A 19,839-nucleotide genomic window follows, 5' to 3' on the forward strand; every position below is an offset into this window, starting at 1 on the left:
GTGTGGTCAGCCTTACTTTTGATAACACCGCATGGCGGCACTGGTTCCCCAGTTCAACTTTGCTGCATCGCTTTCACCCTGGCGCGGTTTTGCGCGTGCACCGCCTCATAGGGTGCAAAGTAGCGCAGGGTGCCATTGTCGAGCCAAAAAGCTATGATCTCCGCCATCGGGCGCGGATCATCGTTCTGCAGATGCCGGATATAATCCGCCGTCGCAGCCAGTAGGCCCGGCCCATAGCCCGCCGCCGCTATCACGTCCGACGCACCATGATTGGGCAGCACCCATTCTGCACCCAGCGCCTGCAACCGGGCCAGATCGGCGAGATGGATGTCGAAATCCTGCGGCGCGCCGACATAGGTCACGCAATCCTCGACCGTATCGCCTGCGAACAATATCCGCCGCTCTGGCAACCAAAGCACCGTCGCATCATCCGAGTGGATATTGGCTTCAATCAACTCCACCCGCTCGCCGCCCAGATCAAGCGTCAGATGCCCGTCAAACACCAGATCCGGCAGGATCAGCGGATTGATTGCGGGCAGGCCGTGATCGGTGCCCGCCTCAATCGCCGCCTGCCGCTGGGTCAGATGCGCCAGAGTGCGGGCATTGGCGATCACCTGACAATCCGCAAACGCTTCGGTGCCCGCGACATGATCCAGATGGTAATGCGACAGCACCACACGGATATCCGTCACTCCGCGCTGCGTTAACGTATCCCGAATAAACCGCCCGTGCAGCACCGAAACATGGCTGTCATAGACAATCGCCTGCGCCCCCGCGATCAGCGCATAAGACGCGATTCCCAGCGACAACGCCCCATCATCGACCCAATTCGGCCCATCGGCAAAGCGATGCCCCGCCACCCGGCCATCATAAAACGCCAGTATCCCCGGATGAGGCTCTGATATCCGCAGGTGTGACAGCATCGAAATCCCCCCAAACTTGCGCCATGCTTGCCGCCGCCACGCCCACACGTCAAGTTGCCCCTTTCCTTTGGTCATCCTCTCTGCCCAAATATCCCCGCCGGAGGCAAACAACGCCCCAACCCGCCGCAAAGGATCAGAATGCGCGCCACCGCCCTGCTTGGAGTGAAAAATGAAGGTGCGTTCCTGATCGAATGGCTGGCGCATCACCGCGCCTGTGGCTTTACGGATTTCCTCGTCTATTCCAACGATTGCAGCGATGGCACCGATGTGATGCTTGACCGCCTCTCAGCCATCGGTTGGCTCAGCCATATCCGCAACGCCGGACCCCACCCGGAAGGCCCGCAATGGGCGATGCTGAAGGCTGCCAATAAACACCCTCTGGTTGCACAGGCCGATTGGCTGCTGTTTTGCGACATCGACGAGTTTGTCAACATCCATACCGGCGACCGCAGCCTTTCGGCGCTGCTGAACGCCCTGCCCGAGGCCACCGCCATCGCGCTGACTTGGCGGATGTTTGGCAATGCGGGAGTGATCGAAATCACCGATCAGCCCATAACCGAAACCTTCACCAGCGCCGCCCCCGCCAGCTTTGCATGGCCATGGCGCGCGCAACTGTTCAAAACGCTGTTTCGCAATGACGGCACTTACCGCAAACTCGGCGTGCATCGCCCCCGCAACCCTGATCCTGCGCGCGCAGGCCAAGCGAGATGGTTTGACGGCTCGGGCCGCCCGCTGCCCGCAGACTTTCCGCAAGCGCGGATTTTCTCGGACTACACACGCGACAATTATCAACTGGTGCAGTTGAACCACTACGCGCTGGGGTCAATGCAGAACTATCTGGTCAAGGCCGACCGCGGCCGCGCCAACCGCGACGCTTCGGGGTTTGATATGAGCTATTGGGTCGAGCGCAACTTCAGTGAAGTCGAAGACCGCTCGATCCTGAAGCTGAACTCCGCGCCGCTACGCGCCGAACTGATGGCCGACCCCATCCTCGGCCCGCTGCACCATCAAGCCGTGGCATGGCGACAGGCGCGCTTTGAGACTCTGATGCAGCAAGAGCCGTGGCGCGCGTTGTTTGGCCGCTTGCTGATGACGCCGCCATCGCAGGTTTTACAACCAGAGCGGGCGCGCCATGTGCTGCGGCACGCGCAAGGGCACACGAAGCATCGCAGCTTGAAACAGTCTTAACCCAGTGTTCACAAAGCCCATGCTAGTTTGGCCTGATCTGCGCTTGCCGTAACGGCGCAGAGGGCAGATTATGGCATAACCCCATAGTGCCCCCTGTAAAGCGTTTGACTGGATGTAAAATGACCGATTTTGCCGAAATTGCCGAGTTGCCACCGCCAACCGACACACTGCCCGACCGCGATGCGTGGGAGCAGCGCATGGAAAAGGCGACCGAAGATTCGGGCTATTTCCACAGTGTGGGCGATGCACATTGGGCCTATTTCGCCGATGAAGGCACCACTTTGCTGGTCAGCTTTGAGACGATTGACGCCGTACTCGCCCGCCCCAATCAGATGCCCTTGGCCGATGCTCTGGCCCGCGCGTATGGCTGGTCGGTGCTGACCATCATCGCCGATGGCGACACTTGGTTTCGCGATCCGGCGGTTTATGGCTTCTTTGACCGTCAGGTCGATGACGCATTCTTTGAAGATTTCGATCAGGTGTTGTTCTACGGCGCGGGCATGGCGGGCTATGCCGCTTGCGCCTTTGCAGTGACGGCACCGGGGGCGCAAGTGCTGGCGCTGAACCCGCGCGCCACGCTGGAACCTGCGCAATCGCGGTGGGATCGGCGCGACCTTGCCGCCCGCAGGCTCGATTTCACCTCACGCTATGGCTATGCGCCTGACATGCTGGAAGGTGCCGGGACTGCCGTGGTGATCCACGATCCCACCATTGCCGCCGAGGCGATGCACGCCAGCCTGTTCCGCGCGCCCTATATCACCCGGCTGTCGGCCCGACACATGGGCGATACGCTGGAACGCGCGCTGATCGGCAGCGGTATTCTACCCGCTCTGGTTGATCAGGCGATGGAAGGAACCCTGACGATGCAAAGCTTCGCAGTGCTGTGGCGGGCGCGGCGGCATTACTCACCTTACCTGCGCGCGATCCTTGCCAAAGCCGAAAACACCGGGCGCAATAAACTGGCGATCATGATCTGCCGCTCGGTCAGCCAGCGCCTGCGCGCGCCCAGCTTTGCTCGCCGTCTGGCGAAATTGACCGATCGAATGGCAGGGGTAGAGACGGTTGTTCAGGCTGGGGCCGACGCCTAACAGCCTGCCCCACAAACTGAGGTGGCGCGCGCTGCCGCGATATAAAACCGGTTTGCATTTTTCCTGACACAAGCGGCATCGGATTGCGTGCAGGTATTGGCGCGCATGCCGACTAAAGATAGGTACAAACCGATCCGGAAACCGCTCTGGGGTTTGATCAGGCGCAGCAGGCTTGTCGCCTCAATCTTTAACAATCCTTCAAATCACAGCACGCTACAAGACCACAACATGTGGTGATAAAACCGTCTATAATGAAGAAACCCACAAGTGTTTCCCCGCTGGGAAGGTTTTTTCGGCGCTCGACGAGCATTGCATCAGATCAAACGCAACCCGCTCTAACGTTCAGTATTCCTCAGCCATCGCCTCAAGATCAGCTGTGCGCTGCGCGGTCAAACGCGCACGGCAGCCATAGATCACCATCGGCTCTGCCGACCCACCATGCATCGTATAGCCCTCAGCCGCGCAAGTCGCATCGCGGAAGGTGACCCAAGCCCGCTGGCCATCGCGCAAATAATCCGCAGCGCCGCGCTGTGACGCTTCAAGGTCTGCATCAATGCCCTGCATCAAGTCCCGCGCCACACCGTAGGCCGCGTTCAAATCGGCATCAGCGGCCAGCCAATCTTGCTCGGCGCAGTAGGTCATCTCAACCTGCACCTCGGCATTGGCGCAATCAACATCCTGCGCCAGTGCCGGAGCCGATGCCAGCGCCGCCACACATCCCAACCAATTCAACCGCATCTATATCCCCCCGTTCGCGGGCGTGGCCTCAGCCACCCGTTACCTTGCGCTGCAACCGCTTGGCATTGGCGCGGGTTTTCGCCCGCACGGGCTGCATCGCCGCCATTGCCATTTCGGAAAGATTACCGCCCGCCATGCCACTGCGCAACGCGGCATGTGCCGGATCCATCCCCGCAGACAGCTTTTCCGCCAGCATCCGGTCGGTTTCAGATTTTGCCATCGGCCACAGCCCCGCCATGCCTGCCAGTCGCATCCCGATCACCATCTGCGATTCCGCCATGATCTGGCTCGCCTGAAGCGCCGGAGCGATAAAATCCATCGGAGTCATCAGCTTCATCGTGTTCTCCTGAACAAGTTGCTTATATGACGTAGCCCTATGCTGCGCCGCAACAAGAGCTTTTGCGCGGTACCTCTCTGCGCAGGAGGCATAGCCCCGAATTGACACAGCCAGATGTCGCAACCCTGCGCCACTTGCCGCCAAGACGCGCATCTGCCTCAGAATTGCACCCCCTAGAGAATCACTGGGGCCTAGGCTATCTGAGTTGCCATGACACAAAGCCTCACGCTTCGCCGCCCCGATGACTGGCACCTGCACCTGCGCGATGGCGCGATGCTGAAGGGCGTTTTGCCCGAAACCGCGCGGCATTTCGCCCGGGCCCTGATCATGCCCAACCTCGTGCCCCCCGTGGTGACAGGCGCGCAGGCACAGGCCTACCGCGAGCGGATCATGGCAGCGCTTCCAACGGGCTCCAAGTTTCAACCCCTGATGACGCTGTATCTCACCGAAACCACCGACGCCGCCGATGTGGCCACTGCTGCCGCTTCCGGTCTGGTGAAAGCCGTTAAACTTTACCCCGCCGGGGCCACCACCAACTCGCACTCCGGCGTGGCGGATTTCGCGAAAGTCCAAGGCGTGTTAGAGAAAATGGCCGAGATCGGTCTGCCGTTGTGCCTGCACGGCGAAGTCACCGACCCCTCTGTCGATATTTTCGACCGCGAAGCCGTATTCATCGACATCGTGCTTGATCCCCTGCGCCGCCGCATCCCCGGCCTGCGGGTGGTGATGGAGCATATCACAACCGAGGAAGGCGTGGCTTACGCCCGCGCAGGCGGCGATGATCTGGCCGCCACCATCACCACGCATCATCTGATCATCAACCGCAACCACATCCTCGCAGGCGGCATCAAGCCGCATTACTACTGCCTGCCCGTCGCAAAACGTGAAAAGCACCGCCTCGCCTTACGCGCCGCCGCCACCTCTGGCGAAGCTCGCTTTCTGCTCGGCACCGATTCAGCCCCGCATGTCGATGCGCTGAAAGAACACGCCTGCGGCTGTGCGGGCTGCTTCACCGCCACCAACACCATGCCGCTGCTGGCGCATGTGTTCGAGGAAGAAGCCGCGCTGCACCACCTCGAAGCCTTTGCCAGCCTCAACGGCCCCGCCTTCTACCGCCTGCCCGTCAATGAGACGCAACTCACCCTTGTCAAACACGAACAGCCGCAAAGCTTCCCCGAAAAAATTCTCACCGAAGCGGGCCCCGTCACCGTCTTCAACCCTGGCTTTCCCGTGCATTGGCACGTCGAGGCCTGACCACCCGCTTATCGGCCCTCTCAGGCCTCTGCGCTTGCGCGAGAAGCGCCCGTAAGGGAGCGTCGAGCCCCGCCATAAAGGAACCGCCATGATCCCGACCAGCTTCCCCCCTGCGTCAGAAATCGCCCGCCTCACCGCCCGCGCTTTGCTGGAAATCAAGGCGGTGCATTTCAACGCCGAAACCCCGTTCACACTGGCGAGCGGTCTGCCCAGCCCAACCTATATCGACTGCCGCAAGCTGATCTCTTACCCCCGCATCCGCGCCACCCTGATGGATTTCCTCACCGTCACCGTGATGCGCGATGCAGGCTTTGAAGCCTTCGACAACATCGCAGGCGGTGAGACCGCAGGCATCCCGTTGGGCGCTTGGGTGGCGGAACGTCTGGCCCTGCCGATGACCTACATCCGCAAGAAACCAAAAGGCTACGGTCGCAACGCCCGCATCGAAGGGGTGATGACGCCCGGCCAGCGCGTGCTGCTGGTCGAGGATCTGACCACCGACGGCGGCTCTAAACTGTCCTTCGTCGATGCCATTCGCCAAACCGGTGCTACCTGCGCCCATACGGCGGTGATTTTCTACTACGACATCTTCCCCGAAACCACCCAGCGCCTCGCCGATCACGGTGTCGCGCTGCACCACCTCTGCACCTGGTGGGACGTCCTCACCGAAGCCCGCGCGCAAGGGTCGTTTGATGCCAAAACCTTGGCAGAGGTTGAAGTGTTTCTGAACGATCCCCGCGCTTGGCAAGCCGCCCGCGCTGCAAAATAGCGCAAAGATTTTCCGGGGGCGACTCTGTGGGCGGATTGTGAACAACTCCGCACAAAGCTGCGGTTGTTGGTGGATTGCACCCCCATTCCCCGCAAGATGTGGTAGTATCGTGCTGATAGATACGACTCAACGCTGACTTATCTACAGAGATATGCCTGCTATCGCGGCGGGCCAATTTGGGGCAATAACGCCCCCTTGCCCGGTATGTCTGGGTCAGAACACGAGGCAGCCCATGAATGAACTCGCCACCCTCCGCCCGATGCCGCCCGCTGTTGCCGCCGCCCCGGAAACCGAGGCGCTGCCGCATAACATCGAAGCCGAGCAGCAACTGCTGGGCGCGATCTTGACCAACAACGATGTCTATGACCGCATCGCAAGCCTGGTGAAGCCAGAGCATTTCTTCGATCCGGTGCATCAGCGCATCTTTGAACGCAGCGCTGCCCGCATCCAGAAAAACGCGCTGGTGTCGCCCGTCACCCTCAAAATCTATTTCGAGGACGATGAAGGTCTGAAAGAACTCGGCGGCCCGTCCTATCTTGTGCGTCTCGCAGGTGCCGCGATTTCATCCTACGCCGCGCGCGACTATGCGCAGATGATCTATGACCTCGCCGTGCGCCGGGAACTCATGGCGCTGGGGCGTGACCTGACCGCCAAAGCCGCCAAGGTTGAAATCGACTCCGAACCGAAAGACCAGATCATCGAGGCCGAACAGCGCCTGTACAAACTGGGCGAGCAAGGCGTGGCAGAGCGCGGCTTTCAATCCTTCCTGAAAGCCGTGACTGAAGCCGTCAACGTCGCCAACGCCGCCTACCAACGCGGCGGCGGTCTGGCTGGCATCTCCACCGGGCTGATTGATCTGGATAAAAAACTCGGCGGGTTGCACGCCTCTGACCTGCTGATTCTCGCCGGTCGCCCGTCGATGGGCAAAACCTCGCTCGCCACCAACATCGCCTTCAACATCGCCAAGGCCTACAAACGCGGCCGCACCCATGACGGCCACGAGGGCGCGGTTGAGGGCGGTGTCGTCGGTTTCTTCAGTCTTGAGATGAGCTCGGAACAACTCGCCGCGCGTATCCTGTCCGAGGCCTCCGAAGTCCCCTCCGAACAAATCCGTCGCGGCGATATGCAGGAATTTGAGTTCCGCAAATTCGTCGAGGCCGCGAAATCGCTGGAATCCTGCCCGCTTTACATAGACGACACCCCCGCGCTCCCCATTAGCCAAGTCGCCGCCCGCGCGCGGCGCCTGAAACGCACGCATGGCCTGGATGTGCTGATCATCGACTATTTGCAGCTGTTGAAAGGCACCGGCAAAGGCGACAACCGCGTGCAGGAAGTCTCGGAAATCACCCAAGGCCTGAAGGCCATCGCCAAAGAGCTTAACATCCCGGTGATCGCGCTCTCACAGCTATCGCGTCAGGTCGAATCCCGCGAAGACAAGCGCCCACAGCTGTCAGATCTGCGCGAATCCGGCTCGATCGAGCAAGACGCCGACGTGGTGATGTTCGTCTACCGCGACGAATATTATAAAGAACGCGAAAAGCCCGGCGATCACGAGTTGGAAAAAATGGCGCAGTGGCAGGTCACCATGGAAAGCGTGCGCGGCAAGGCCGAAGTGATCATTGGCAAGCAGCGCCACGGCCCGATCGGCCATGTCGAGCTTTCGTTTGAGGGCCGCTTCACCCGCTTTGGCAACCTCGCCAAACAATGGCAGGGCTCCGGCCCCGGCGACGACGTGGGGTTTTAAGGCAATCGCGCCCAAGCACCCAAACCGCCCTCACTCAGGCCGCGCCCACCGCACGGCCTGCCACAGTGCCAAGCCGCTGCCATTCACATTGGCGCAAATATCCCCGCCGGAGGCGCAGGCCAGCCCCATCCCTCCCGCTCGATAACCCATCCCCCGGCAGCGCGGTCGAGCGCCCCCTCGATGGGGGCCGAGACCGCCCCGTTCCCAGATCACCCCACCCGGATCGGATCGCGCAGCAAGCGCCGTCCGTTCAGCACCACCAGCAACGTGCCGCCCTCATGGCCGATCACCGCCAACGGCAGCGGCAGGTTGAAAAACACGCCCATCACCACCAGCACCGCCATCGCGCCCAGTGCGAAACCAAGGTTCTGCTTGATCACCCATGCCATCCGCCGCACCAGCCGATGCGCCAGCGCCAGACGCGCCATATCGTCGGACAGCAACATCACATCGGCGGCCTGCAATGCCACCTGACTTCCCGCAGTCCCCACCATATCCGCCCGCGCCATTCACCCTGTTGCCGACAAATGCCACCCTACCCCGCCAAGCCAGATCACCGACGAGCCGCAGTTTGTCGGCAGGCATCAGTTCGGCGAACACCTCCTGCGGCCGCACCCCAAGCGCGATTGCAATCGGCAAAGCCGCGCGCGGCGATCCCCGGTCATCATCACAAGCTGCGCCACCCCTGCGTCGCACAAGGCGGCCGCCGCAGCAGCAGCGCGCGGCGTATCTGCCGCCGCCTACGCCAAGGCCCCAAAAACCAGCGCCCCTCGGCCAAAACAGACCATGGTCTGCGCTTAGGCGGCTGCAAGGCCGGCAAATCTCGATGCAACAGATCCGCCCCTATCCGCGCATTCGCCGCCCCGCAGCAGCCAATGCCAACAAGATCACCGCCAGAACCGAGATCACCACCGCGCGGGACATCGCGTCTTGGCATGGCGAGCCCCGCGCCAACACCCCGTGCAAGCGCAGCGCAGTATCGGGGGGGCAGCGCCATCAAAGCAGCCACCGCCCCATCGCGCAAAGCTCCATCGCGCGCGACAACGCGAATGCGCGCGACAACGCGAACAGCGCCAGCGAGACCACGCCTTCCAGTGCCGCCGCCACCGAAGCCGCCGCCAGCGCCGCCCCACATCAACAGATCAATGTCGCAGCGGCCCGCGCCGAACAGTTTGCGCAATGCCACCGGTCCATCCGGCCAGATAAGCCAACAGCAACGCGCCCAGCACCAACAGCGGCGGCAGGGGCAGAACGACCGCATCCTCCAGCCCAATATACAAAGCCCCAGCGTCCTCAACCCCACCAGCAGCAGATCACCATCTTGCCCATTTTGGTGACCGTCCCCGTCGCGGCCTTCCTCAGCAACCCGCGCCGGATATTCGTTTCGCCCCGTACTTCGACAGCCGCAGCATCAGCGCCCTGACTTTACCCCAGCACATCCATTGCCGCCGCCGCGTCAGCCATATCTCGCCGCAGCAATGCAGCCCGCCTCCGCTCCGCAGCGCCGCGCCGCAAGGCTTGCTGTGCCATGGGCAGTTTCTTGTTGCCCAGGGCCTGACCATCTCCAAAACCCGATCAAAACAGCCTTGCCCCTTGGCAATGCCGCTGGCAACCGTCAGCATGTCGCAACATATCGGGCAGCGAGGCAGCAATGGATCTGGGTCTTAAGGACAAAGTCATCATCGTCACCGGAGGGGCCGCAGGCATCGGGGCCGCCATCAGCCAAACCTTGGCCGAAGAAGGCGCCATCCCGGTCATCTTCGCCCGCAGCACTCCGCCCGAAGCCTTCTTGAAAGGCCTCAAAGCCCTCAGCCCCAAATCCGGCTGGCTGCAAGCCGATCTCTCACGTGACGCAGACTGCCGCCGCGCCGTCTCGCAAGCACAAAACCAGTGGGGCCAGATCTATGGCTTGGTGAACAACGCAGGCACCAACGACAACCTTGATCTCGACACCCCACCCGAGGCCTTCCGCGCCTCTCTCGACCAAAACCTGTTGCACTACTACACCCTCGCCCATCTGCTGCAAGCCGACCTCAAGGCAAGCGCTGGCGCCATCGTCAACATCGCCTCGAAGACGGCGGTGACAGGTCAAGGCAGCACCTCGGCCTATGTCGCCGCCAAAGCCGCCCAACTGGGTCTGACCCGCGAATGGGCCGCAGCCTTGGCACCTTGGGGCGTGCGCGTCAACGCCGTGATCCCGGCGGAAGTCTTAACCCCTATGTATGCGGCATGGCTGCAAAGCTTCCCCGACCCCACCGCGCAAAAAGCCCAAATCACCTCCCGCATCCCCCTCGGCCAGCGCATGACCGAAGCGCGTGAGATCGCCGCCACCACCGTCTTCGCGCTCTCGCCCCGCGCGGCCCATACCACCGGGCAATGGCTGTTCGTCGACGGCGGCTACACCCATCTCGACCGCGCCATCGGCACCTAGACCCAAACACTCCCTCTACCGGATTGCTCTTTCTGAAATACTCCCGCGCGGCGCGCTCCCCCGCCTCCACACGCGCCGCGCATCCAGAAAATCCCAGCGGCAGCAGCGGTCGAGCGGGGCCTCCGCTCGTCGGGAAAACGCGCCCCCAGCGCGTTTTCTGATCCGCCTCCCACCCCCGAGACCGCACCCGTATAGCGCTCACCCGCGAATTCCCCCTTGACCCCGCGCGCCGCCCTGTCAAAACCGACAAATGGCTACAGCAACCCTCTCCATCGACCTCGACGCCATCGCCGCCAACTGGCGCGCCTTGGATAAAGCCTCCGCTTCGGGGGTGCAGACCGCTGCGGTGGTCAAAGCCGATGCATATGGGCTTGGCATCACGCGGGTCGCCCGTGCCCTTGCCCAAGCCGGTGCGCGGCGCTTTTTCGTGGCCGTCACCGAAGAAGGTGCAACCCTGCGCCAAGTCTTAGGCCCAGGCCCGCAAATCTGCATCCTGTCGGGCCATATGGCAGGCGACACCGATATGATCGGCGATCTTGACCTCACCCCGATGCTGAACAGCCTCGATCAAGTCACCCGCCATCTCGAATCGCTACCCGGCCATGCCTTTGGTGTGCAACTTGACACCGGCATGAACCGCCTCGGCATGGAAGAACCCGAATGGGAAGCCATCGCCCCCTTCGTGCTGGAAGCTGGCCCCGAACTGCTGATGTCGCATCTGGCTTGCGCCGATGATCCCGACCATGGCTTGAATGAAACCCAACTTGCCACTTTTCTTGCGATGACCAACGGCACCGGCGTGCCACGCTCGCTCGCGGCCACAGGCGGCATTCTGTTGGGGCCAAAATACCACTTTGATCTGACCCGCCCCGGCATCGGCCTGTTCGGTGGCCACCCGTATGAGGCCGCCCGGCCTGCGGTCACCCTATCGCTCCCCGTCATTCAGACCCGCCAAGTCGCGGCAGGCGAGGCTGTCGGCTATGCCTGCGCTTGGGTGGCGGACGCGCCATCGACCATCGCCACCCTCTCGGCAGGCTATGCCGACGGCCTGCCGCGCACCCTGTCTAACAATGCCGTGCTCTGGGATGGTGACACCCCTTGCCCGTTGATTGGCCGCGTCTCAATGGATCTGATCACCGTCGATATCAGCCACCTGCCCCAAATCCCGCGTACTCTCGACATCATCGGCCCCAACCAAACCGTCGATGAGCTTGCCGATATCGCAGGCACCATTGGCTATGAAATCCTGACCAGCCTTAGCCCCCGCTACATCCGGCGTTATTACGAGGGCACCGCGTGAGCCTACTCGCCCTGCCCGCATCCGGCCTCGCCAGACTTGGCCGCGCCACCTTCAACGCCCTTGCAGCTATTGGCCGGATTGCGATCTATGCCGCCCTGACCCTGTCACACATCGTCCGCCCACCGTTCTACCGCCGTGAATTTTTCACCGCGCTGATGCAAGTCGGCTGGCTGTCGATGCCGGTCGTCGGCCTCACCGCGATCTTCACAGGCGGCGCACTCGCCCTGCAAATCTACGCCGGCGGCCAACGCTTTTCAGCCGAGGCCGTGGTGCCGCAGATCGTCGCCATCGGTATGGTGCGCGAGCTTGGGCCGGTGCTCGTCGGCCTGATGATCGCCGCCCGCGTCACATCTTCCATCGCCGCCGAGATCGCCACGATGAAGGTCACCGAGCAGATCGACGCCCTCACAACGCTGTCGACCAACCCAATGAAATACCTCACCGTGCCGCGCGTGCTGGCGGGCTTCCTCACCGTGCCACTGCTGGTCGGCGTCGGCGATATCATCGGCATCATGGGCGGTTTTCTGGTCTCAACCGAGCAGTTGGGCTTCAACCGCGCCAGCTATATCAAAAACACCGTCGATTTCCTGCAAACCCCCGATGTCGTCTCCTCGCTGATCAAAGGTGCTGTGTCCGGCTTCATCGCCACCCTGATCGGCTGCTATTATGGCATGAACTCCGGTCGCGGTGCGCAGGGCGTGGGCGGAGCCACCAAAAACGCCGTCGCCACCGCCTCGATCCTGATCCTCGCTGCCAACTTCGTGCTGACCTCGGTGATGTTCGGATCATGATAGAGCTTTCCCGTGTCGCCAAATCCTTCGGCAAAAACCACGTCCTGTGTGGCGTCAATCTGACCATCCCGCGCGGGCAAAGCATGGTGGTCATCGGCGGCTCTGGCACGGGTAAATCCGTGCTGCTGAAATCCATTCTCGGCCTCGTTACCCCCGATTCAGGCCGCATCACGCTGGACGGTGCCGATGTGCGCGAGGCCAATCGCGACGCCTTCCTCGCCCGGTTCGGGATGTTGTTCCAAGGTGGCGCGCTGTTTGACAGCCTTAAAGTCTGGGAAAACGTCGCCTTCCGGCTGATGCGGGGTGCGACCAAACTGCCGAGTGATGAGGCCCGTGCCATCGCCATCGAAAAACTCCGCCGCGTCGGGCTGAAACCTGAAACGGCTGACCTGTTTCCCGGCGAACTTTCGGGCGGTATGCAAAAGCGCGTCGGCCTCGCCCGCGCCATTGCCGCCGAGCCTGAAATCATCTTCTTTGATGAGCCCACCACCGGCCTAGATCCGATCATGTCCGGCGTCATCAACGCGCTGATCCGCGAGATTGTCACAGAAATGGGCGTCACAGCAATGACGATCACCCATGACATGTCCTCGGTCCGCGCCATCGCCGACCGGGTGGCGATGCTGCATGATGGGCTGATCCGCTGGACCGGCCCGGTGTCGGATATGGATCAAGCCGACGATCCCTATCTGCAACAATTCATCCATGGCCGCGCCGAAGGCCCGATCGAATCTGTAAGATGACCGAACCGCTGACCCTCGCCGCCCAACTGATCACCTTGGTCGAGCGTCCCTTGCCCGCCCTTGCCATTACTCTGCTGCCCGCCAGCATCGCCATCGCGGGGATCGCCAGCCTGAACGCGCGCTCGGATGATCGGATTCTGGCTTGGGTCCAAGTGATCACCAGTATTGCCCTCACCCTCTGGATGCTCGCGCCGTGGCACCCGACCGATGCGGACCTTCTCGGCATGAACCGCTCGATGACTTTGTTCACCTACGGCTATGTGCTGCAAGATTGGCTGCGCGAGGCGTGGCGTTCTGGTTTGCATCCCCGCTGGGCGCATCTGTTGGTGATTCTCTGCGCGGCACTGGTGATCGCAGCGCTGGCCTATACCGCGCTTTCGGCCTGAGCTGCGCCAATTTCCCGCGCAGGTTGCGGCACTGTTTCCGATCCCGACACAACCATGCTCATGCCCCAAGCTTTGGTCGCTAACTCCCTGCGATTTAAGCAAAATGTTTGCAAAAATCGCGATAATTCGGAAAGGTAGCTCTCAGAAGCGCGCGGGCCAAAGCCCAGCCGCTGTGCGAGTGTGGGGGTAGTAATGGCAGTGAATTGGCGCGAGACAGCGCAGACGGCGCGCATCGTGGTGCAAACCTGCGCACAGGGGCTGATCGTGGCGCTGGCTTTGCTGCTGATCGGGGCCAGCCTCGCTGCCAGCTTTGGCCTCTTGCCTTGGCCGCAAATCGCTTTGTTCTTCGGCGGCACTGCCCTGCCCAACGCAGGCATGTGGCTGCAACTCGGCCTGACCCTGCTGTTGATCCTGATGACCTTCTACCTGCCCGCCAACAGCCGGATGACCCGCCTTGAACGCAGCCACGGCAGCTTTGCCATAGGTATGGACGATGTGGCGCAAGCCTATGCCCGCGCCCATGCCGCAGACCGCGCAGGCGTCTTCGCTTTGTCAGCCGAGTTCGAATCGATGCGCACCCGGATGGAGCATTTGCGCCAGCACCCCGATTTCCAGCACCTTGAACCCGAACTCTTGCAACTCGCCGCACAAATGAGCCTTGAGACCCGCGATCTGGCGCAGGTCTATTCCGACATCAAAGTCGCCCGCGCCAAAAGCTTCCTGCAACAGCGTCAGGAAGAAGTGCAGCACCTGACCGACCGCCTTACCATCGCGCGGCGCACCTGTGACGAACTCCGCCGCTGGATGGGCGATGTGCAGGCCGAGGAAATGCAGGCGCAAAAGCAATTAAAACGGCTGGAGGCCGATCTGAAGGAAATCCTGCCAACCCTTGGCTATGATTTCGATCTGGAAGATCACCGCGACGCCAATGTGGTCGCCTTACCAAAACCCAGCAAATAGCGGCCTTGCACCGCGCGGCTTAGGGCGTAACACTGGCTCGAACCCCAGCCCCGAGCCGCCATGTCCCCCGCGCCAAACCCCAAACCTGCAAAGCCAAACCGCGCAACCGGGCCAAAATCCACGGCCCTGCGCCGCGTTCGGCTGATCGCAGCGCATCACCGCGCAGCAAGCTCTGACCGCGTATTGGCGCTGATCCTTGCAGGCATCGCCGGGGCCGCTAATGCGGGCGGCTTTATCCTGCTCGGCAGCTACACCTCACATATGACAGGCTACCTCTCTGCCCTCGCCGACAACCTCGTGCTGCAAAATCTCGCGCTGGTAGGGCAAAGCCTGTTCGCGATCAGCCTGTTTGTGTGCGGCGCCGCCACCAGCGCCATCGTGATCAACTGGGCCCGCGCCCATAAACCAAGCCGACAATATTCCTTGCCCATCGGCCTGCAAGGCGCGCTGCTTGCAACCCTTGCTGCCTTGGGCACAAGCCCACTACCGGAAACCGTCGCCCATCCGATTGGCTTGGGCCTTCTATGCTTCATCATGGGCCTGCAAAACGCCACCATCACCAAAATCTCCTACGCCCGCATCCGCACCACCCATGCCACCGGCATGATCACCGATGTCGGGATTGAACTTGGCCGCGCCGTCTACGGCCGTGCCTTCCATGCCACGATCAGCGCCGACCGCACCAAACTCAGCATCTTGCTGCAACTGCTCGGCACCTTCCTGCTCGGCGGCATCGTCGGAGCCTTCGGTTACGGCCTTGTTGGTTTTGCGTTTTCTCTCCCCCTCGCCGCCATCCTCCTAACACTGGCACTGCTGTGAAATATGCCAACCTTGCCCTGTTGATCCTGTTCCCCATCGCATGGTTCGCCCCCCTGTTGCGCGCCGCCCTGCTGCCGATCTTTGGCATGGATGAAATATCCGTCATCACCGGCCTTCAATCTCTGTGGGGCAGCGACCCCGCCTTCGCGCTGCTGGTCACTTTCCTCGCGATCTTTGCCCCCTTCGCCAAAACGCTTGGCCTTGCCCTGATCCACTTCGGCCTGCTGTCACCCAAAACCGTCCCCGCCCTGCACATCTTGGGCAAACTCGCGATGGGCGAGGTATTTCTGATCGCGCTTTACATCGTCATCGCCAAGGGCGCGGGTTATGTCACGATTGAGACCGCATGGGGCCTCTACCTGTTCACCGCCTGCATCCTCGCCTCGCTGTTCATTTCGCATAAAGCCGCTGCTCAGCCCTAACGGGCCTCCTCGCTGGCACCGCACCCCTGCGAAGAAAGCCGCAAGGCTTGATGAGCGCACCATTTCAGGGCAAGACAAACCATGAGCAAAAACTCCCCCACCTTTACCTGCACCACCTGTGGTGCCGCGCATCGCAAATGGATCGGCAAATGCGAAGGCTGCGGCGGCTGGAACACGCTGATCGAGGAAGCCCCGCTGTCCGCAGGCCCGAAGGCCTTGGGCGGCAAAGGCCGCGCCATTCACCTCACCGACCTTGCCACCATCGGCGAAGCCCCGCCGCGCGCCTCCTCTGGCATCGACGAATTAGATCGTGTGTTAGGCGGTGGGCTTGTGCCCGCCTCGGCGATCCTTGTCGGAGGCGACCCCGGCATCGGCAAATCCACCCTGCTGCTGCAAGCCGCCGCATCCTTCTCGCGCCACGGCGTCAAATGCCTGTATATCTCGGGCGAGGAAGCCACCGCCCAGGTGCAAATGCGCGCGCAACGCTTGGGCCTCACCGAATCCCCCGTCGCCTTGGGTGCTGAAACCAACCTGCGCGACATCCTCACCACTTTGGACACCGAACGCCCCGGCCTCGCCATCATCGACTCAATCCAAACCATGTGGCTCGACACCGTCGATTCTGCCCCCGGCTCGGTCAGCCAAGTCCGCGCCGCGTGCCATGAGCTCGTCACCTTCGCCAAGCGTCGTGGCGTCGCGGTGATCTTGGTGGGCCATGTCACCAAAGACGGTCAAATCGCAGGCCCACGCGTGGTCGAACACATGGTCGATACCGTGCTTTATTTTGAAGGCGAGCGCGGCCACCAATTCCGAATCTTACGCGCCGTCAAAAACCGCTTCGGCCCCGCCGACGAAATTGGCGTGTTCGAGATGACCGGCAACGGCTTGCAACAAGTCCTTAACCCCTCAGCGCTATTCTTGTCCGAACGCGGCCAACCCTCCCCCGGTTCCGCCGTTTTCGCAGGCATCGAAGGCACCAGACCCGTTTTGACTGAAATCCAAGCCCTCGTTGCCCCCTCACCCTTAGGCACCCCACGCCGCACGGTTGTCGGCCTCGACGGAGGCCGCCTCTCCACCATCCTCGCAGTCTTAGAAGCCCGCTGCGGCATCCCGTTTGCAGGCCTTGATGTGTTCCTAAACGTCGCAGGTGGCATGCGCGTGACCGAACCTGCGGCTGATCTCGCCGTCGCCGCCGCGCTAATTTCGGCACGCGAAGATGTCAGCATCCCCCCCGAAACCGTATTATTCGGAGAAATCAGCCTCTCCGGGGCCTTGCGCCCGGTCAGTCAGACCGAAAACAGGTTGAAAGAAGCCGCAAAACTTGGTTTCTCACAAGCAATCGCGCCCAAGGGTTCTAAACTTGGGCAGGTCGAGGGCATGAACGTGCGGCAAATGCCGGACCTCACCGCTTTCGTCGGTGAAATGTTCGGGGCCGGCTAACGCCTCGGGGAAATATTCGGGGCGGGCTAAGCCTTAAGGAGCGGAAGATGGAAGGTTTTACCCTTGTTGATGCGGGCGTCGCTGGCATCATCGTGCTGTCGGCGGTGCTCGCCTATTCGCGTGGTTTCGTGCGCGAGGCGATGGCGATTGTCGGCTGGGTCGGCGCTGCCGTGCTTGCCTATATGTTCGCCGCCCAAGCCCAGCCCTTGGTGAAAGAAATCCCCGCCGTCGGCTCCTTCCTTGAAAACTGCGAACTGTCGCTGATCGCAGGCTTCGCCGCCGTTTTCGCGGTCGGCCTGATCGTCGCGGCTTTGTTCACGCCGCTGTTCTCCTCGGTTGTGCAACGCTCGGTCCTGGGCGGGCTTGATCAAGGCGTAGGCTTCCTGTTCGGCGTTGTGCGCGGCGTGCTGCTGGTTGGCATCGCCTTCCTCGTCTACGACCGCGCTGTTGCCGCCAACACCGTGCCGATGGTCGACAATTCGCGCTCGGCCAAAATCTTCGCCTCATTCCAAGGCGACATCAACGCCGCCGTGCCGACCGATGCCCCGAATTGGGTTGTCGCGCGCTACAACGAGCTGACTGCCACCTGTGCAAAAGAAACCAGCACGCTGCCACAGGTTGCCCCAGCAGCAGAAACTGCCCCCTCCAATTAACGCAGAGCGGCTATGCCGCATTGCAGCAACTAGCAGGGTTTTCAGGGGGTGACACCGCCCCCGGTTGGGCCTAAAGGGAAGGCGCAGAACGAACCCGGATTCGGAGGCTCCATGCAACCCTTCTATGCCCATCCTTTTGACGATGACAAGCTGAAGGAGGAATGCGGCATTTTTGGCGTGATCGGCGTGTCCGATGCGTCAAATTTCGTGGTCCTCGGCCTGCACGCTCTGCAACATCGCGGCCAAGAGGCGGGTGGCATCGTCAGCTACGATCCGCAAACCGGCTTCAACTCGGCCCGCCGCTTTGGCTATGTCCGCGACAATTTCACCAAGCCCGACGTGATGGAAACCCTGCCGGGCAGCCTCGCCATCGGCCATGTCCGCTATTCCACCGCCGGATCAAAAGGTGCCACTGCTATACGCGACGTGCAACCGTTCTTCGGTGAGTTTTCCATGGGTGGTGCTGCCATCGCCCACAACGGTAACCTCACCAACGCCAGCGCCCTGCGCCGCGAGTTGATCGAGCGTGGCAGCATCTTCCAATCCTCCTCAGACAGCGAGTGCATCATCCACCTGATGGCCCGCTCGATCCAGAAAAACATCTCGGAACGCATCAAAGACGCCCTGCGCCGCGTCGAAGGCGCGTTCTCGGTCGTCGCGATGACCCGCACCAAACTTATCGGCGTCCGCGACCCGTTGGGTGTGCGGCCCTTGGTCCTTGGCCGCATCGGCGATTCCGCATGGGCGCTGAGTTCAGAAACCTGCGGCCTCGACATCATCGGTGCCGATTTCGTCCGCGAGATTGAACCCGGCGAAATGGTGGTGATCGAAGACGGCAAAGTCAATTCCACCCGCCCCTTCGCCCCCGCCAAATCCCGCTTCTGCATCTTTGAACACGTCTATTTCAGCCGCCCCGACTCCATCCTTGGCGGCCGCTCGGTCTATGAAACCCGCCACGCCATCGGCGTAGAACTCGCCAAAGAAGCCCCTGTTGACGCCGACCTCGTCTGCCCCGTCCCTGACAGTGGCACCCCCGCCGCCATCGGCTACAGCCAGCAATCAGGCATCCCCTATGCGATGGGCATCATCCGCAACCAATACATGGGCCGCACCTTTATCGAGCCCTCGGAATCCATCCGCAACATGGGCGTCCGCCTGAAGCTGAACGTCAACCGCGCCCTGATCAAAGGCAAACGCGTGATCCTCGTCGACGATAGCGTCGTGCGTGGCACAACCAGTCGCAAAATCAAAGACATGATCCTTGAGGCAGGTGCCGCCGAAGTCCACTTCCGCATCGCCTCGCCCCCCACCGCTTGGCCCTGCTTTTACGGCGTTGACACCCCCGAACGCTCCAAACTCCTCGCCGCCACCATGACCGAAGATGAAATGCGCGACTGGATCGGTGTGGACAGCCTCAAATTTATCACCCTCGACGGCCTCTACCGCGCTGCAGGCGAAGCTGCAGGTCGCGACGCCAATTCGCCGCAATATTGCGACGCCTGCTTTTCCGGCCAATACCCCATCGCCCCTTCCGACAAGATCGAAGAAGGTTTCGAAATGAAAGCGGCGGAATGAGTGGAAAAATCCGCCGAAATGCTGTCGCAACGACGGTAAAGCGCGCGCAATGATCGAAGGTTTCGTGCTCTGCACTGACCGCTGCGGCTCCAAAACCTCCACCCGTTACACCAAACGTGTGACCAATTTCACTGTCAAACACGAATCGCGCAGCCACCTGTTGGGTGCGAACCGCTTCGCCTACCCCGAAAGCCACATCGAGGTCGACAACCGCCTCGCCTGATGGATCGGCAAACACGACCAAACCTTCGGCGACACCAAGTACTACGCCCACCTCA

At 61.7% G+C, this 19,839-nt stretch carries 22 protein-coding genes; 17 read left to right on the forward strand and 5 right to left on the reverse strand.

Features of this window, described 5'->3' with window-relative positions; all coding sequences use genetic code 11:
- Positions 1–53: 53 nt before the first annotated feature.
- Positions 54–998, reverse strand: a complete 945-nt coding sequence (locus ACP7AP_RS00145; RefSeq protein WP_426031002.1) for an MBL fold metallo-hydrolase — start codon at positions 996–998, stop codon at positions 54–56.
- 63 nt (positions 999–1,061) lie between these two features.
- On the opposite strand from ACP7AP_RS00145, the gene ACP7AP_RS00150 reads away from it, so the two are divergent.
- Entirely contained in the window at positions 1,062–2,111 is a 1,050-nt protein-coding gene (locus ACP7AP_RS00150) for a glycosyltransferase family 2 protein (RefSeq protein WP_426031004.1), read from the forward strand.
- A 119-nt stretch (positions 2,112–2,230) separates the two neighbouring features.
- The gene (locus ACP7AP_RS00155; protein ID WP_426031006.1) at positions 2,231–3,199 is read left to right on the forward strand and encodes a hypothetical protein; all 969 of its coding nucleotides are present in this window, start codon (positions 2,231–2,233) and stop codon (positions 3,197–3,199) included.
- Positions 3,200–3,541: 342 nt separating this feature from the next.
- On the opposite strand, the gene ACP7AP_RS00160 is transcribed toward ACP7AP_RS00155, so the two are convergent.
- Both ACP7AP_RS00160 and ACP7AP_RS00165 read right to left on the reverse strand, forming a co-directional pair.
- Positions 3,542–3,937, reverse strand: coding sequence for a lysozyme inhibitor LprI family protein (locus tag ACP7AP_RS00160; protein ID WP_426031008.1), 396 nt, complete (start codon positions 3,935–3,937; stop codon positions 3,542–3,544).
- A gap of 28 nt (positions 3,938–3,965) precedes the next feature.
- Positions 3,966–4,274, reverse strand: coding sequence for an antibiotic ABC transporter (locus ACP7AP_RS00165; RefSeq protein ID WP_426031010.1), 309 nt, complete (start codon positions 4,272–4,274; stop codon positions 3,966–3,968).
- A 210-nt stretch (positions 4,275–4,484) separates the two neighbouring features.
- Here ACP7AP_RS00165 and pyrC point away from each other — a divergent pair, with 210 nt between their 5' ends.
- The 3 genes from pyrC (at position 4,485) to ACP7AP_RS00180 (ending at position 8,041) form a co-directional block, all read left to right on the forward strand.
- The gene (pyrC, locus tag ACP7AP_RS00170) at positions 4,485–5,528 is read left to right on the forward strand and encodes a dihydroorotase (protein WP_426031012.1); all 1,044 of its coding nucleotides are present in this window, start codon (positions 4,485–4,487) and stop codon (positions 5,526–5,528) included.
- An 88-nt stretch (positions 5,529–5,616) separates the two neighbouring features.
- On the forward strand, positions 5,617–6,297 hold the full coding sequence (locus ACP7AP_RS00175; protein WP_426031014.1) for an orotate phosphoribosyltransferase: 681 nt from the start codon (positions 5,617–5,619) through the stop codon (positions 6,295–6,297).
- 232 nt (positions 6,298–6,529) lie between these two features.
- Positions 6,530–8,041, forward strand: coding sequence for a replicative DNA helicase (locus tag ACP7AP_RS00180; RefSeq protein WP_426031016.1), 1,512 nt, complete (start codon positions 6,530–6,532; stop codon positions 8,039–8,041).
- A 209-nt stretch (positions 8,042–8,250) separates the two neighbouring features.
- Here ACP7AP_RS00180 and ACP7AP_RS00185 read toward each other — a convergent pair whose 3' ends face one another.
- Together ACP7AP_RS00185 and ACP7AP_RS00190 are read right to left on the reverse strand one after the other, a co-directional pair.
- Positions 8,251–8,550, reverse strand: a complete 300-nt coding sequence (locus tag ACP7AP_RS00185) for a hypothetical protein (protein WP_426031018.1) — start codon at positions 8,548–8,550, stop codon at positions 8,251–8,253.
- Positions 8,551–8,708: 158 nt separating this feature from the next.
- Positions 8,709–9,227, reverse strand: a complete 519-nt coding sequence (locus ACP7AP_RS00190; RefSeq protein WP_426031020.1) for a hypothetical protein — start codon at positions 9,225–9,227, stop codon at positions 8,709–8,711.
- A gap of 465 nt (positions 9,228–9,692) precedes the next feature.
- On the opposite strand from ACP7AP_RS00190, the gene ACP7AP_RS00195 reads away from it, so the two are divergent.
- The 12 genes from ACP7AP_RS00195 (at position 9,693) to ACP7AP_RS00250 (ending at position 19,784) form a co-directional block, all read left to right on the forward strand.
- The gene (locus tag ACP7AP_RS00195) at positions 9,693–10,472 is read left to right on the forward strand and encodes an SDR family oxidoreductase (RefSeq protein ID WP_426031022.1); all 780 of its coding nucleotides are present in this window, start codon (positions 9,693–9,695) and stop codon (positions 10,470–10,472) included.
- A 250-nt stretch (positions 10,473–10,722) separates the two neighbouring features.
- On the forward strand, positions 10,723–11,772 hold the full coding sequence (gene alr, locus ACP7AP_RS00200; RefSeq protein ID WP_426031024.1) for an alanine racemase: 1,050 nt from the start codon (positions 10,723–10,725) through the stop codon (positions 11,770–11,772).
- Entirely contained in the window at positions 11,769–12,563 is a 795-nt protein-coding gene (locus ACP7AP_RS00205) for an MlaE family ABC transporter permease (RefSeq protein ID WP_426031026.1), read from the forward strand. Before alr ends, ACP7AP_RS00205 begins: the two co-directional genes overlap by 4 nt.
- Positions 12,560–13,306: an ABC transporter ATP-binding protein gene (locus ACP7AP_RS00210; protein ID WP_426031028.1), complete on the forward strand. Its 747-nt coding sequence runs from the start codon at positions 12,560–12,562 to the stop codon at positions 13,304–13,306. The genes ACP7AP_RS00205 and ACP7AP_RS00210 overlap by 4 nt, the downstream gene beginning before the upstream one ends.
- Positions 13,303–13,692, forward strand: coding sequence for a hypothetical protein (locus ACP7AP_RS00215; protein WP_426031030.1), 390 nt, complete (start codon positions 13,303–13,305; stop codon positions 13,690–13,692). The genes ACP7AP_RS00210 and ACP7AP_RS00215 overlap by 4 nt, the downstream gene beginning before the upstream one ends.
- Before the next feature lie 192 nt (positions 13,693–13,884).
- Positions 13,885–14,652 carry a DNA repair protein gene (locus ACP7AP_RS00220; RefSeq protein WP_426031032.1) on the forward strand — a complete coding sequence of 256 codons (768 nt, stop codon included), beginning with the start codon at positions 13,885–13,887 and terminating at the stop codon, positions 14,650–14,652.
- Positions 14,653–14,712: 60 nt separating this feature from the next.
- A complete protein-coding gene (locus tag ACP7AP_RS00225; protein ID WP_426031034.1) occupies positions 14,713–15,471 on the forward strand; it encodes a YoaK family protein in 759 nt (252 codons plus the stop codon).
- Positions 15,468–15,893, forward strand: coding sequence for a paraquat-inducible protein A (locus ACP7AP_RS00230; protein ID WP_426031036.1), 426 nt, complete (start codon positions 15,468–15,470; stop codon positions 15,891–15,893). The genes ACP7AP_RS00225 and ACP7AP_RS00230 overlap by 4 nt, the downstream gene beginning before the upstream one ends.
- An 81-nt stretch (positions 15,894–15,974) precedes the next feature.
- A complete protein-coding gene (gene radA / locus ACP7AP_RS00235) occupies positions 15,975–17,333 on the forward strand; it encodes a DNA repair protein RadA (protein ID WP_426031038.1) in 1,359 nt (452 codons plus the stop codon).
- Between the two features lie 47 nt (positions 17,334–17,380).
- Positions 17,381–17,986, forward strand: a complete 606-nt coding sequence (locus ACP7AP_RS00240) for a CvpA family protein (RefSeq protein ID WP_426031040.1) — start codon at positions 17,381–17,383, stop codon at positions 17,984–17,986.
- Between the two features lie 111 nt (positions 17,987–18,097).
- Positions 18,098–19,561 (forward strand): amidophosphoribosyltransferase, encoded by a 1,464-nt coding sequence (gene purF, locus ACP7AP_RS00245; protein WP_426031042.1) that lies wholly within the window; start codon positions 18,098–18,100, stop codon positions 19,559–19,561.
- A 49-nt stretch (positions 19,562–19,610) separates the two neighbouring features.
- Positions 19,611–19,784, forward strand: a complete 174-nt coding sequence (locus tag ACP7AP_RS00250) for a hypothetical protein (protein ID WP_426031044.1) — start codon at positions 19,611–19,613, stop codon at positions 19,782–19,784.
- The last annotated feature ends 55 nt before the right edge of the window (positions 19,785–19,839 follow it).

This window comes from Cypionkella sp. TWP1-2-1b2 (assembly GCF_049896245.1).
Lineage (GTDB): Bacteria > Pseudomonadota > Alphaproteobacteria > Rhodobacterales > Rhodobacteraceae > Cypionkella.

Bases quoted from the DNA above. Each gene is read 5' to 3' on its own strand.
- ACP7AP_RS00185 (WP_426031018.1), bottom strand. From the start codon at position 8,550: ATGGCGCGGGCGGATATGGTGGGGACTGCGGGAAGTCAGGTGGCATTG.
- ACP7AP_RS00215 (WP_426031030.1), top strand. From the start codon at position 13,303: ATGACCGAACCGCTGACCCTCGCCGCCCAACTGATCACCTTGGTCGAG.
- alr (WP_426031024.1), top strand. From the start codon at position 10,723: ATGGCTACAGCAACCCTCTCCATCGACCTCGACGCCATCGCCGCCAAC.
- pyrC (WP_426031012.1), top strand. From the start codon at position 4,485: ATGACACAAAGCCTCACGCTTCGCCGCCCCGATGACTGGCACCTGCAC.
- ACP7AP_RS00180 (WP_426031016.1), top strand. From the start codon at position 6,530: ATGAATGAACTCGCCACCCTCCGCCCGATGCCGCCCGCTGTTGCCGCC.
- ACP7AP_RS00165 (WP_426031010.1), bottom strand. From the start codon at position 4,274: ATGAAGCTGATGACTCCGATGGATTTTATCGCTCCGGCGCTTCAGGCG.
- ACP7AP_RS00150 (WP_426031004.1), top strand. From the start codon at position 1,062: ATGCGCGCCACCGCCCTGCTTGGAGTGAAAAATGAAGGTGCGTTCCTG.
- ACP7AP_RS00225 (WP_426031034.1), top strand. From the start codon at position 14,713: ATGTCCCCCGCGCCAAACCCCAAACCTGCAAAGCCAAACCGCGCAACC.
- radA (WP_426031038.1), top strand. From the start codon at position 15,975: ATGAGCAAAAACTCCCCCACCTTTACCTGCACCACCTGTGGTGCCGCG.
- ACP7AP_RS00250 (WP_426031044.1), top strand. From the start codon at position 19,611: ATGATCGAAGGTTTCGTGCTCTGCACTGACCGCTGCGGCTCCAAAACC.
- ACP7AP_RS00160 (WP_426031008.1), bottom strand. From the start codon at position 3,937: ATGCGGTTGAATTGGTTGGGATGTGTGGCGGCGCTGGCATCGGCTCCG.
- ACP7AP_RS00155 (WP_426031006.1), top strand. From the start codon at position 2,231: ATGACCGATTTTGCCGAAATTGCCGAGTTGCCACCGCCAACCGACACA.
- ACP7AP_RS00210 (WP_426031028.1), top strand. From the start codon at position 12,560: ATGATAGAGCTTTCCCGTGTCGCCAAATCCTTCGGCAAAAACCACGTC.
- ACP7AP_RS00145 (WP_426031002.1), bottom strand. From the start codon at position 998: ATGACCAAAGGAAAGGGGCAACTTGACGTGTGGGCGTGGCGGCGGCAA.
- purF (WP_426031042.1), top strand. From the start codon at position 18,098: ATGCAACCCTTCTATGCCCATCCTTTTGACGATGACAAGCTGAAGGAG.
- ACP7AP_RS00240 (WP_426031040.1), top strand. From the start codon at position 17,381: ATGGAAGGTTTTACCCTTGTTGATGCGGGCGTCGCTGGCATCATCGTG.
- ACP7AP_RS00175 (WP_426031014.1), top strand. From the start codon at position 5,617: ATGATCCCGACCAGCTTCCCCCCTGCGTCAGAAATCGCCCGCCTCACC.
- ACP7AP_RS00220 (WP_426031032.1), top strand. From the start codon at position 13,885: ATGGCAGTGAATTGGCGCGAGACAGCGCAGACGGCGCGCATCGTGGTG.
- ACP7AP_RS00195 (WP_426031022.1), top strand. From the start codon at position 9,693: ATGGATCTGGGTCTTAAGGACAAAGTCATCATCGTCACCGGAGGGGCC.